The organism is Rhodopirellula bahusiensis (genome assembly GCF_002727185.1).
Lineage (GTDB): Bacteria > Planctomycetota > Planctomycetia > Pirellulales > Pirellulaceae > Rhodopirellula > Rhodopirellula bahusiensis.
Map to the genome: position 1 here is coordinate 14,542 of NZ_NIZW01000009.1, position 13,350 is coordinate 27,891.

At 55.3% G+C, this 13,350-nt stretch carries 7 protein-coding genes; 4 read left to right on the forward strand and 3 right to left on the reverse strand.

All coding sequences use genetic code 11. From position 1 onward, the window contains the following. Positions 1 to 36: 36 nt before the first annotated feature. Together CEE69_RS12745 and CEE69_RS12750 are read right to left on the reverse strand one after the other, a co-directional pair. Complete coding sequence (locus tag CEE69_RS12745; protein WP_099261033.1) at positions 37 to 1,650, reverse strand: amidophosphoribosyltransferase; 1,614 nt, start codon at positions 1,648 to 1,650, stop codon at positions 37 to 39. A gap of 135 nt (positions 1,651 to 1,785) precedes the next feature. Further along, entirely contained in the window at positions 1,786 to 3,270 is a 1,485-nt protein-coding gene (locus tag CEE69_RS12750) for a sodium/glutamate symporter (RefSeq protein ID WP_099261034.1), read from the reverse strand. A 261-nt stretch (positions 3,271 to 3,531) separates the two neighbouring features. On the opposite strand from CEE69_RS12750, the gene CEE69_RS12760 reads away from it, so the two are divergent. Together CEE69_RS12760 and CEE69_RS12765 are read left to right on the forward strand one after the other, a co-directional pair. Then, entirely contained in the window at positions 3,532 to 4,335 is an 804-nt protein-coding gene (locus tag CEE69_RS12760; protein ID WP_099261035.1) for an MBL fold metallo-hydrolase, read from the forward strand. After that, positions 4,332 to 5,843 (forward strand): GMC family oxidoreductase, encoded by a 1,512-nt coding sequence (locus CEE69_RS12765; RefSeq protein WP_099261036.1) that lies wholly within the window; start codon positions 4,332 to 4,334, stop codon positions 5,841 to 5,843. Before CEE69_RS12760 ends, CEE69_RS12765 begins: the two co-directional genes overlap by 4 nt. Positions 5,844 to 5,887: 44 nt before the next feature. Here the strand turns inward: CEE69_RS12765 and CEE69_RS12770 are convergent, their stop codons facing one another. Then, the gene (locus CEE69_RS12770) at positions 5,888 to 6,454 is read right to left on the reverse strand and encodes a MaoC family dehydratase (protein WP_233215184.1); all 567 of its coding nucleotides are present in this window, start codon (positions 6,452 to 6,454) and stop codon (positions 5,888 to 5,890) included. 388 nt (positions 6,455 to 6,842) lie between these two features. Here CEE69_RS12770 and CEE69_RS12775 point away from each other — a divergent pair, with 388 nt between their 5' ends. Together CEE69_RS12775 and CEE69_RS12780 are read left to right on the forward strand one after the other, a co-directional pair. Next, complete coding sequence (locus CEE69_RS12775) at positions 6,843 to 7,634, forward strand: 3-keto-disaccharide hydrolase (RefSeq protein WP_099261038.1); 792 nt, start codon at positions 6,843 to 6,845, stop codon at positions 7,632 to 7,634. A 254-nt stretch (positions 7,635 to 7,888) separates the two neighbouring features. Then, positions 7,889 to 13,321, forward strand: coding sequence for a bifunctional serine/threonine-protein kinase/formylglycine-generating enzyme family protein (locus CEE69_RS12780; protein WP_099261242.1), 5,433 nt, complete (start codon positions 7,889 to 7,891; stop codon positions 13,319 to 13,321). Positions 13,322 to 13,350 lie beyond the last annotated feature (29 nt).

The window sequence follows — 13,350 nt, forward strand, 5'->3', positions numbered from 1 at the left end:
TTTCGAAAACCGTTTTCAATCAACTAGCGACGTGAGTCACTCGCCCGCGACGGCTGCTGCGAGTTGTTCGTAGGTGCGTTGATTGTTGACACGAGCCCCACGATTGTCGCAAGCGATCTGGTACAGATGCTGGCCGATCGGCGTGGGGTACTTGCCCGTCACGCAGGCCTGACACAAATGCTCTTCCGGCAAATTGATGGCTCGTGCGATCGCTGATACAGGCAAGTACTGCAGCGAATCCGCACCGAGATCGTCAGCCATTCGTTGCTGTGATTCTTCGTCCAACTCGCCGGTCAACGAGAAGTACTTGGGCGCGATCAGCTGATCAATCGTACTCATGTCGATTCCGTAGAAACACGGAGCAACAATCGGTGGACAAGCCACACGAACGTGGATCTCCTTCGCACCGCCAACGTCACGGATTCGATCCAAGAGAGCGTTCATCGTTGTGCTTCGAACGATCGAATCCTCCACCAGGATGACTCGTTTGCCCTGCAAGACCTCACGAAGCGGTGTGTATTTCGCGGCCGCTTTGGCTTTGCGAGCACGTCCGCCTTCGATAAAAGTTCGTCCTGCGTATCGGTTGCGGATCAAACCTTCACGGCAAGGAATCGACAACTCGTAGGCCATCGAGTCCGCAGCTGCTTTGCTGGTGTCCGGAACGGGAACGATGATCGTGTCAGGATCATCCAAAGGAACTCGACCAAACTCACGTTCCGCATCGGCCAGTTCACGTCCCAGATTGGTTCGCGAAAGGTAGACACTTCGGTCGTCCAACGTGCTGGCGACATTTGCGAAGTAGATCCACTCAAAGAAGCAGTGCTTGGGCGTTTCGGGTTCCGCGAATCGTTCCATTCGGAATCCTTCGTCTGGATCGATCAGAATCGCGTGACCAGGCGGCAAAGATCGAATCTGATCCGGCTCGAAACCAAGGTTCAAAAGCGCGACGCTTTCACTGGCACAGGCAAACAGCGGGCCTTCGTGGATGTAGCACATCGGCTTGATGCCCAACGGATCGCGAGCGACCAACATCTCGCCTTCCGCGGTCAACAGTGCCATCGAGTAGGCACCATCGAAACCGGCCGTGACTTGTTTCAAGACATCAATCCAGTCGACTCGTTCTTGCGACTGCGACAGCAATCGAGCGATCTCGTGAAGAATGATCTCTGTGTCGGTATCGAGTGCCAGATGGTGGTCGCCATCGGCGAGCAACCGTTGCTTCAGAAGCGTGTAGTTCGCCAATTGCCCGTTGAAGCAGAAGCTGAACCATTTGCGTTTGTGGATGTGCCGACGCTCGAACGGTTGAGCGTAATTCCGGTCGTCTGCTCCGCAGGTCGCGTAGCGAACGTGACCGATCGCGGCGCGTCCCGCCAGCGATTTCATCAGTGATTCCGCTTTCGCCCGATGGTTTAGGCGGAAGACTTCGGTCACCGTTCCAACGTCGCGACGCGTTTTCAGTAGCGCGGGACGATCAGGGTCGAAGGTGGACATCCCAGCGGCGAGTTGCCCGCGATTTTGGATGTCGAGCAACATGCGGGGCAACAGACGCGAAATTTGTCGCGGTCCATCGTCCGTGCACACGGGGCTGCGCCCGCGACCAGAGAGGTGGTAGATCGCGGCAACGCCGCATTCGTGATTCAATTCAGCCATGAAATCTGCAATGAGGTGATCGCTGGGGCGAGGAAGCTACAGTCTACCGATGACAGGCGAGAACGCAATTCGCTGAACTGCCTGGATTGCCAAACCCGCCACCAATCGGGCGGGGAAAACGACGGTTTCGAAGGGTCAAATGGATCGTCTCGATCGAATCCCCAGAACGATCAACACCACCAGCAAAGTCGCCAGCAAGAGGGCTGGCCAGGCGATCGAAATTCGCGAAAGCACGACCAGGGGCATCGCAACGGTGATCATCCCACCGCCAACGAAGGGTGCCGACAGAGGCGCCGCCAACGCGTAATCCTCCGCCGCACCGGTTTTCAGTTCTGGGTCAACGACACGCAGCAAAACGAATCCGGTCGCGGTCGTGCCGGTGGACATTCCGAAATTGATCAGCCCCAGCGGGAACCATTTGTCAGCCGGCAAAATCTTTCGAGACAAAAACAACAAACAGAATGTCGACCAGATCGATCCGGCCACAAAGAGAATGGCCAAAGGCACCCACAAAGACGCCACCGCGGCCAAATTCAGTGTCGCGACGGCGGCGACGACCAATAGATCCATCGAAGCACCCGAAATCCGATGGATCGTTGTTTCGTCAATCAAACGGACTTGCCCGATCGCTCGCAACGCCATTCGCACGATCGCTCCGCCGAACAACGTGTATATAAACAACGGGAATGATCCAACGATGCTGGCCAGCGTCAAACGCGAACGCAATTGAGACTCGCCAGCGTCCGCAACTTCGCTGGTCTCGGCTGCATCCACCTCAGCAGACGCAACGCTCGCATCGGCCCCGATCGCTTCCGCGACCCAGCCAACGCCGGACTGCATCGCGACACCGATGCCCATGGCGAGAGCCAGCCAAATGATTTGCAACAACAGCGGATCAATCACACTTCCGTCGATGCGTGCTCGGCCGATCGAAGCTGGTTCGGATTGCGTTTCCGCCCGTGGCTCGTTGGATTCGTTTTCGATTCGAGGTGTGTCAGCGTTCGAATCCTCGGTGGAACTTTCAACTTGGATCCATCCCAACCGAACGGCCAATTGGATCCAAACGATGCCCGAAACCAATCCGTAGACCAAGCCACCGGTCGCCATCATGACGCCCAAATCCAATCCTTCATCCCAACCGATCGAAGCGTGCTTGAATACGTCGCCCATTGCCGCGGCGGTGCCATGTCCGCCAGCGAAGCCGGTTTCGATCAACATTCCGGCCGAAGATGGCAAATCGAATTGTGGCCCGACCCACAACCAAGTCACCCAGAGTCCCACCACGGTCTGGCCGAGCACGATGATCCAAACCATCAGGCCTTGCTGCATAACGTCACGAACTAAATGACGGTTCGATGACGACGGGTCCTGATCGCTTTTGCCCAACAACATCGCCGCGAAAACGACAGCGATGAGAATCGATGGCCACGGACCGAGGGCCGCCACGATAGGCTCCAGCGTTTCGCGTTCATTCCAGCGGAACCACTGGACGAACGCCAACCCCAAGAAACCCGCGATCAACGACGCGGGGATCAATCCCAACCGGAACCATGCGACTTGTTGACGCAACCAAACGCCAATCAGCAGAAGAGCGCAAACAAAAACGATGGCGTGAAGCATGGTCCTCGATCCGGTAGTTTCGGGCTCGGTTGATACCGACGCCGCGAGCGTTTGTTTAGCACCGCTGGTCCTCGATCTTGGCTCGCACCGAAGGCGTCGCCACAGTGTCGCGGGTCACCGAGAGCACGCAAGGTGACGCGAACCGTTTCGGGGTGCGAGATGGGCAGTGACAAAGTCCGGCATTCGTCCTACAACATTCAGTCCGGAGTCCGCCTCGGCGACCGCTTTTCTCCGTCCGCCTCCGTCTTTTCGCAACCCACCATGCTCGCAAGAAAACCCCTGTTTCCCGGCGTCATCGAGTTGAACTTCCAAGCCGGCGAAGTGCTCGGGTGCAACGTCTACTTGGTCCACGATTCCGATGAGTGGATCCTGATCGACATTGGCTACGAAGAGACCGTCGATGACTTCATCGAAATCATTCGCGGATTGGACTTTCCGCTGTCTCGCTGCAAGACGTTGGTCGCAACGCACGCGGACGTCGACCACATTCAGGGACTGGCCAAAGCCAAGCAGATTCTGAAGACCACGATCTCGGCGCATCCCAACGCAGTGGAGCCGCTGACGACCGGCGACACGCTGAAGACGTTGGCGGTCATTGAGGCTCAAGATTTGAGGATGGCGATGCCTCCCGTCGAGATTGAAAACCAGATCAACGACGGTGACATCATCACCGTCGGCAAGAAAGAAATCGAAGTCTGGCACACGCCCGGGCACACCGACAGCCAACTGGCGTTCCGCATCGGCGATGTGCTTCTGTCCGGTGACAACCTCTACCGAGACGGTTGCATCGGCGCGATCGACGCTCACCACGGAAGCGATATCCGATCGTTCATCAAATCACTCACGCGAATTCGCGACAGCGATGTGAAGTGGTTGGCACCCAGCCACGGCCCAGTGTTCGCGAAAGACAACGCGATGCTGGACAAAGTCATCGAGCGGGTCAGTGGCTACCTGCACATGGCCGATTTCGGAACGCTCGCGGAAGATTGGCCCTTAATGAACGAGTGGGATGAAGAAGTCGAGCAAGGCATCTTGCCCGAGGGACTTCAAGCTCCGACGGAATGACACCGATGGAGGTCGAACGACCCGACCTGTTTTCGAATGGGACCGTGATCTTGGGCGGCGGTTTGTGCGGCCTGATCTTGGCGCACGAACTGGCTCAGTCGCTCGAATCAAAATACGGGGCCAATGCACCCTGTGTTTGGGTGATTGAAGCTCCGTCGGGACCAGTTCCCACGCGCGACCAGCATCGTCCCGCTCGTTGGTTGCGATTACTCGGTGGCGAAGCGGACTACCAGTTGCAAACGCAACCCTCGACTGCGTTGGCTGGTCGGTCGATCCATTGGCCACGAGGGAAAGGCTTGGGAGGCAGCGGACGGATCAACTCGATGATCTGGTTCCCACCCACCGACGCCGACCGTCAATCGTTGACGAAATTGCTCCTGCCTGAGCAGCGTCCGAACGCTGAGTTTCCGAGCGCTGAGTCGCAGGCCGAGATCAAGCTGCAACTTCTAAAAGCCTTTGATCGCGCGCTCGAAATTGTTCGTCCCGAGCGTCCTCGCTGGCTCAGCCCCACCAGCACGGCTTTTTTGGAGTCAGTATCAAAACTACCGAGCGGTTGCTTTCACGCCTACGATCGACTGAATCGAAACGGTCGTCGGTGGACAGCCGCGGATCTGCTCGCGGATCTGCAGCAAAGCAATCCCGACGCAGCCAAGCGAATTCGCATCGTTCGCGCGAGCGTGTCATCCTTGAGAATCGACAACGATGCAGTCATAGGCATCCGTTGGTCTGATGGCCGAACGAGCCAAATTGCAAATGGCGTTGAATTGGTTTCGTCACTTGGTGCAATTGGCTCACCGACGCTGCTTCATCGAAGCGGTCTGACTCATCCTCAGATCGGTCAAAACTTGCACGATCATTTGATCATGCCAGTCATCCATTCTCACGAAGGTCACGCATTCTCAGACTCAACCTCTGACACGCGTGAGCTGGCTCGATGGCAACACAGCGGTGGCGGACCAATCGCTTGCAACATCGCCGAGTGTGGTGGAATCGACGAAGACCAACGTTGGCAACTGCACGTGACTCCGACTGACTACCTTCGATTCCCCAAGGACACTCGCCGTCCCGCGATGACCATCGGAGTCAACGTGACGTGTCCACGTTCGCGCGGAAGCATGAGTTGGACGGAGGACGAAACCATCATCGATGCTGGTTACTGGAGTGACGATCGAGACCGGATCGAGTTGCTCGACGGAGTTCGTTGGGTGCGAGAACTGGTGAAGCAATCCGGATTCGATCGGCGGCTACGGTCCGAACTAATTCCGGGTTCCAAGCGACAAACGGACGAAGCCATTTGCGCCGCGATGGCTCGCTACACACAAACGCTTTACCACCCCGCCGGCACCTGTGCACTCGGCGATGTCGTCAACCCAAATTTTCGCGTTCGCGGGCTGGCGAACTTGCGAGTGGTCGATGCGTCATTGTTGGCCGAACCGACCACGGGGAATCCCACCGCAACACTTGCGATGTTGGCTTGCTACGCCGCTGCCCAACTGAGCCGCGAGTAGGCTGACTCCATGAATCCGGCCGTGCTCAACCAGCAAAGTTAGATTTAGCGGGGCTTGCTGCGGTAGCGTTTGTTGGAGGCAACCAAGGTGACAAACTTGCCTTGTTGCAGCGTTCGCCCATCGTCGCTGACAAGTTGTCGATGCCAAGTGATTTTCGCAGCGCGACGTCCGTGAGGCTCGGTCGACTCGACCGACGTCACCACGCGAACTCGTTCGCCGAAGAAGACGGGGTTCTCAAAGTTCCAATCGCTAACAGACACCAAAGCCAAAGTCGCTGCACGTGGGTACTCGGTCGACAGCCCCGCCAAAACGCTCAGCCCAAGCAGCCCGTGCGCGACCGGTCGACCGAAAGGCGATTTTGGCAGAAGGCTCTCGCCATTCTCATCTTCATCGTGCAAAGGATCGAAGTCACCGGTCAGATCGGAAAATGCTCGAACATCATCCGCGGTGATGTTCCGCCACGGACTCAGCCATTTCTCGCCGACGCAGAGGTCCTCGCAGTACAGAGTCTCGGTGGGCTCAGGGGCATCCTTCGCGATGACGACGGGATCCGGGCGAGTCGCATTCTGCGAAGAGAGGATCGCATTCTGAATTGGCATCGAATCGGACATACGCGTCATTCCTTGTTGAGTAGCACTCCACCGTGAACCCGCTCAGGTCAATGAGCATCGGTTGGCCCCGCGTCAGCAGCAGCCGGTGAAGGTCGTTCAGGCCTCGCAACCATGCGAGTCGAACCCGTGGTTCGCCTAGGCGGCACTTTGGCCAAAAGAATTCCACGAAGCAATTCAGGGACCAGGCATTCGCTTAGAATATGCCAAACGCTGCTCGAGGCAATCTACCTGCGGCGATTGGGCGAACTATACCGGCCGCATTTTGCGGTTTGTATCAGATCGAAACGGCGTTTTTCGACCACAAATGCTTCGATGGTTGGCGACGGCGTTTCGTTCAATCATACTCTCGTCTGATCGAAATACGATCTTTGCCCACCCTTCCCTTCCTATGGATCCCACCTCGATGACCAACTTGCTCTTCGCAAACACCCTGACGACCAACAAGATGACGACGATTGCAATTTGCGTCGCCGTGGCCCTGGCGAATGCCGCTAGCGTTCATGCCGAAACGCCCGCCACCGTGCCCGCCGAGAGCGGATTGACCTCGATCTTCAACGGCAAAGATCTGACCGGATGGAGTGGCGATGAACGCTTGTGGTCCGTTCGTGACGGAGTCATCCACGGCGAAACCACACCCGAAAACAAAGCCAACGGAAACACGTTTCTGATCTGGGAAGACGGCAGCACCAAGAACTTCGAAGTCCGCTTGTCATTCCGCTGCAACGCGACGAACAATTCGGGAATTCAGTATCGGTCGAAGCACATCACCGACAAATCAGCTCGCAACAAGTGGGTTGTCCGTGGTTATCAACACGAGCTTCGCAACGAAAAGGATTTCCCGAACATCTCCGGTTTCATCTACGACGAAGGTGGCCGCCGAGGTCGCATTTGCTTGGTTGGCGAGAAAGCAGTTTGGAAAGACGGCAAGAAGAAGGTCCTCGAAAACTTCATGGACGAAGCTGAATTCCAAGAGCTATTCAACCTGGATGACTGGAACGAAGTCGTCATCATCGGCAAAGGCAACCACATCCAACACTTCATGAACGGAAAGCTGATTCTCGACTTCACCGACGAGCAACCTGAACTGACATTGCTCGATGGCAAACTCGCGTTGCAACTGCACGCTGGCAAACCAATGTGGACCGAATTCAAAAACATTCGTTTCAAATCGTTGGACTGAGACAGCCAACATCGCAAGCCGTACGTCGATCGTTCTGAAGACGATGTCACACTGGGGAACTTGCAGAAACAAACAGTCTCTGCGACCCGATCATTTTTGAACGAATTGCTGTCCGCGGGGTGTCAATTTCGCATCACCACCATTTCGTTCGCGGATGTGGGGTAAGCTAGACACCTGCGGAAGTCGTGCACAACGCCTTCCCTGGTTTGCTGGGCTTTCCGTGGTTTGCTGGCACTTTCAATGAGGATGAAGGTTTGACTTCCGATTCGGACCTTCCAAGCGGTACTCAACCGGGCAACACACAGCGTCCTTCCGAGACGTCACAGCTGGACGCGACAGTTGCATCCGGCAAAGCGATTCCTGTTATCGAGACGCCCGACTGGATCGGGCGCTACCGGGTCGTTCGGCGAATCGGAAGTGGTGGCTTTGGTTCTGTTTTTCATGCCAAAGACGAATCGCTCAATCGTGACGTCGCAATCAAGATTCCGCTGCGTACACTGGACGACGTCAACGATGAGTTCCAGTGGACGTCCGAAGCTCGGATGGTCGCCAAGTTGGATCATCCCAACATTGTTCCGGTCTACGACGTTGGAAACTCGGACAAGTTTCCATTTTTCGTCGTTTCCCGATTCATCCAGGGCGTCGATCTTCGCGAGAGATTTCAGAAGTCGAAACCGTCACTCGAAGAAGGTCTGGCCTGGGTCGCTTCCATCGCCGACGCCTTGGACCATGCTCATGCGAACGGCTTGGTCCACCGCGATGTCAAACCAAGCAACATTCTGATCGACAATCAAAATCGTGCTTGGCTGACCGATTTCGGATTGGCAATGAGCGACGATGCGCCGCGACCGACTCGAGCCGGGTTGCTGATCGGGACGTATTCCTACATGAGCCCCGAACAGGCTCGTGGCGAAGGTCACTTGGTCGACGGTCGCGCCGACATCTTTGCATTGGGAATCGTGCTGTATGAGTTATTGGTCGGACGACGTCCGTTCAGTGGCGGGTCCAGTCAACAGTTGCTGCAGGATATCGTCCGCGCGGAACCAACACCGCTTCGCCAGTTCGACCCAAAAATTCCAATCGAACTGGAACGAATTTGTTTGAAGGCGTTGGCTCAACGGGTCTCCGATCGCTACGAGCGGGCGGCGACGATGGCCACCGAGCTTCGCACGTACCAATTGGAAGAGAGCACGGTCGATTACACCGATGATCTGTCCGCTGCGTTTGTTCCCGTCGACAATCAATGGGCACCGCCGGGGGTGAAGGAAAACGCGCAGGGCAATGAAGCAGAGTCACGCGTGATCCCGAAGGGTCTGCGAGCGTTTGACAAACACGATCGCAGGTTCTTCTTGCAACTTGTCCCCGGTGCGCGAGACGCTCGTGGGATCCCCGAAGTTCTTCGCCAACTGAAGATCCGGATCGACTCTCGCGAGTCCGACGACGCTTTCCGAGTGGCACTGATTTATGGTCCCTCTGGATCAGGCAAATCGTCCCTGATGCAGGCCGGTTTGGTTCCTCTGTTGGACCCTTCGGTTGAAGTTATCTCAGTGGAAGCCAACGCGAAGCACACGGAATCGCGGTTGCTTTCGACACTACAAAACCTTGATTCGCACACCGCCGCCGAGTCCACGCTGATCGGGGCGATGTCGTCCATCCGAAAGAATGGCGTCAGCGGCGGAAAAAAAGTGTTGGTAGTCGTCGACCAATTCGAGCAATGGTTGCACGCGCATCCCAAGATGCGAGACGAAGTGCTTGTCGATGCAATTCGACAGTGCGACGGTGGAAACTTGCAATGTTTGTTGCTGATTCGCGATGACTTCTGGATGCCCGCCACACAGTTCTTCCACGAACTGGATGTGCGTTTGGTCCAAGACGTCAACAGCATCGCCGTGGACCGTTTTGATCTTCGGCACGCACGCTATGTCTTGACGGAATTTGGACGAGCGTATGGCTGCCTCCCTGATGATTTGAGCGGGATCACCAACGAACAGAACAAGTTCATCTCCAGTATCGTCGAAGCTGTTCAAGAGAATGGCAAAGTCATTTCGATCCATCTGGCCGTCTTGGCTCAGATGTTGAAGGGACGCACTTGGAACCTCAAAACGCTGGCTGAGTTTGGTGGTACCGAAGGCATCGATATCGGTTACCTGCAATCAACCTTTGAAGGCTCCAATGCCTCGCCTCATCACCGAAGTCTTCGTGATCCTGCGAAAGCGGTCTTGGCCGAACTGTTGCCCGATCGTGGGACCAAGATCAAAGGCCAGATGAAAGACATCGATCGACTGCAGCAAGTGACCGGGCTCGACGATTCAACCTTCGATGAATTGATCGCTGCTCTGGACGGAGAGCTTCGTTTGATCACGCCCACCGCTGCAATGGACGGCCTCAATTCGGATTCGTCCCTGCGAAGCTATCAACTAACGCACGACTTTCTAGTGGAACCAATTCGCGATTGGTTGACACAAAGCGATCGCCAAACCGTTCGAGGACGCGCGAAAATCCGGTTGAACGAACTATCGGAGTATTGGAAGAACAATCGCGAAAATCGCTTCCTACCCAGCGGATTGGAATTTCTTCGCTTCCTAGCGTTGACCCAGGCGGCTCAGCGAACGGAAGACCAATCCAAACTGATGGCGGCATCGGCTCGCTATCACGGGACCCGGTGGGCCATCGCCGCCGTGATGCTTTTGATCGCGGGACTCGCCGTTGCTGCGATCAACAAAGACGTCGCAAATCGGATGGCGGAACAGGAAACGGATTCAACCGTGTCTCGTTTGCTTGCCGCCGACATCGGAATGATGCCCGACGTGCTTGAAAAGATTCAAACCGTTCAAGAAGAAGCTCACCCACGTTTGCGATCCGTGCTGACGGATCCAACCAAAACGTCTCGTGAAGTGTTGGCTGCGCGACTGGCGTTGGTGGAGAACAATCCCGAACAAGTCGAACCGTTGGTGGATGCGATTCCTTTTTCAGATCCAGAAACCCTCGAATTGATTGCGGAACGTCTTCGACTTCAATCCGAGATTGCAACTCCTTTGATTTGGTCGCGGTATCAATCCAACACTTTGGATGAAGACCAACAACTGCGTTTCGCCTGGGTGCTCGCGCAGCTGGACGCAGTGAATCTACGTTGGAAACACCATGCCTCGCAATTAGTCAGAGCCATCGTCAACCAAAACCCGACTCGAGTCGGTGAGCTGACTCCCGGTTTCACCCGCATCGCCGAACAGATCATCGATCCCGCAGCAAAGTATTTTGCAACTTCAACCGATGGCATCCGATCCGAAACAGAAAGTGATGTTCGCCTGAACGCTGCGTTCCTACTTTCGCAGTGCATCGCTCCCGCGGATCCGGTTTTGAAGGAATTGCTAGTCGTCGCTGACAAAGATGAATTTGAATTGCTGCTGGCTGTTGCTTTGGAAGATCCCAGTGCTGTTTCTCGATTGCTTCAAGACGAGCTGAAACGGGAGGCGAAACCAGAATGGGACGAATCCAATTTGACATATACATTTCCGTCAGTTGATTCGACACTGAAAGCGCAAGTTGCTTCGATGCACGGTTTCGTCGACCAGAACTTCGTGATGATTCAACAGTGTCCACTCGAAGAATTCGAATCGGTCGCACGATTACTGCAACCTTTCGGATACTGCCCCGAATGCGTTCGTGCCTACACCAAAGACAACCGCCAATTTCTCGCCGCTGCTTTCCAACGGAATGGGCTGGATTGGAAGTTCACTCTCGACGTCAATCGAGAGTCTGTGGAAGCATTCCAACAAAGCATGCGGGCGGAAGAATTCTATCCTTGCGATGTGACTGCCATCCCCACACTGTCAGATTCCGATGAAATTGAAGCGTCGGATAGCTTGCAGGAATACGGTGTTCTGTGGACCGAACTACCAACCGGAACGATTGACTCCAGAATTTATCTGGGGCTGACCGAGTCGGAACATCAACCGAAAGGTTGGGAACCGCTGATTCAAATTGGCTTTGTTCCAAAGACGAATTTGAAACGGAGGCATCCGAGCGGAAGCGATCGCTACAGTTCCGTCCGTCATCGCTTGGTATCACCTCCAATGGCCGAGGACACATGGAACGATAGCCCCTACAGTTTTCAATCACGCATTTTGCTTGCGAAGTATCAGGCCGACATTCGTTTGAACCCACCCGGTGAATTCGACGAAGACACAATCAGCTACTCAGCAGTCTGGTGGAATGGTGGAACCCACGAGTCAAAAACACTTGAGCGACTCCCTTTCGCGGAGCATCTGACAGAATCAAAACAATTGGCAGCAGATGATTTCCGGCTGATCAGTTTGTCTTTGGTGGAAGACGGCGATGAAATTGTTGCCGCTTCAGTGTGGCACCGCCCAATTGTTTCGGATGAACAGAAAGATCATGTTGCAAGCCGCAAGGCCAACGCGACGATCGCGTTGACGCGACTGGGATCCACCGAGCAACTCTGGAAGTCACTCGAGGACACCACTGGTCCTCGACTACGATCCTATTTGATCGACCGAATGGCATCACTGAATGTTCCGCCATCAGTTTTACTCCAACGACTGCGAGTCGAAAGCGATGTGTCGCGACGAGTCGCGCTGATCGCGTCGATGGCCCGATACCGGCCCGAACAATTGCCCGCCGACGAACTGCTCGGTTTAAAAGAAATGATTGGTGATTGGGGAACACAACATCCACAGGCATCCGTGCACTCCATTTGCCGCTATCTCGCGAATCGTTGGGAATGGAGTGCCGTCGTCGAAAAGATCGATCAAGCGGACACACCCGATCGGGACTCTTTCATTCGATCAGAGGAAAAAGCCAATGAACTCGAACCGACCTGGGATCGAAATGGACAAGGGCAAACAATGGTCCACATCCCAGGTCCAGTCGAATTCACAATGGGATCGCCCGGTCACGAGTCGTTCCGAGATCATTCTCTGGAGGTGCCCATTCGAACCAAGATCCCACGCGCATTTGCGATCTCCGATTCGGAAGTCACTCTGGAACAGTATCAGCGTTTTGACCCAGACGCACACTATGCGACTCAGTACACACCCCATCCCGATTGTCCGAAAACCTCGGCTGGATGGTTCGAGGCTATCAAGTATTGCCGCTGGTTAAGTGAGCAGGAAGGCATACATGAATCGCAGATGTGCTATCCGACAATCAAAGAGATTGAGCGAGATGCTGAGTCACCAGAGGGTATCATACGACCCAAGAATTTTCTGGAACGCACGGGCTATCGATTGCCAACAGAAGCAGAATGGGAATTTGCCTGCCGTGCAGGAACGGACACACCTCGCTACTACGGGTATGCTCCCGAATTGCTCCCGCAATATGCCTGGACTACAGGGAGCTCTGCCCAAGCGTCCCAGGTGTTGTTCCGTCCGGTGAAACAGCTTCTGCCCAATTCGTTCGGCTTGTTCGACACGCTTGGTAACGTCATGGAATGGTGCGAAACACACGATCCAGCACGGCGTCACAACAAAACTAAGATCGTCGACACCTCGAATGGAATGATCGACAGCCAATCCATCTATCGAAATGCTCGAGGAAGCGCCTTGTTCTACGTCCCGACGACGATGCGCGCCGCCAAACGAGAACAAGAGAAGACGTACACATTTCACCCCTACCTTGGATTCCGTATCGCTCGGACGTTGACGCCAGCGGAGGAAACGAGCGATTGAGCGTGGACCATGCTGACCCTTCCGATATT

What these genes read in the sequence shown, in the direction of transcription:
- CEE69_RS12760 (WP_099261035.1), top strand. Translation starts at nt 3,532, where the DNA reads ATGCTCGCAAGAAAACCCCTGTTTCCCGGCGTCATCGAGTTGAACTTC.
- CEE69_RS12750 (WP_099261034.1), bottom strand. Translation starts at nt 3,270, where the DNA reads ATGCTTCACGCCATCGTTTTTGTTTGCGCTCTTCTGCTGATTGGCGTT.
- CEE69_RS12745 (WP_099261033.1), bottom strand. Translation starts at nt 1,650, where the DNA reads ATGGCTGAATTGAATCACGAATGCGGCGTTGCCGCGATCTACCACCTC.
- CEE69_RS12770 (WP_233215184.1), bottom strand. Translation starts at nt 6,454, where the DNA reads ATGTCCGATTCGATGCCAATTCAGAATGCGATCCTCTCTTCGCAGAAT.
- CEE69_RS12775 (WP_099261038.1), top strand. Translation starts at nt 6,843, where the DNA reads ATGGATCCCACCTCGATGACCAACTTGCTCTTCGCAAACACCCTGACG.
- CEE69_RS12765 (WP_099261036.1), top strand. Translation starts at nt 4,332, where the DNA reads ATGACACCGATGGAGGTCGAACGACCCGACCTGTTTTCGAATGGGACC.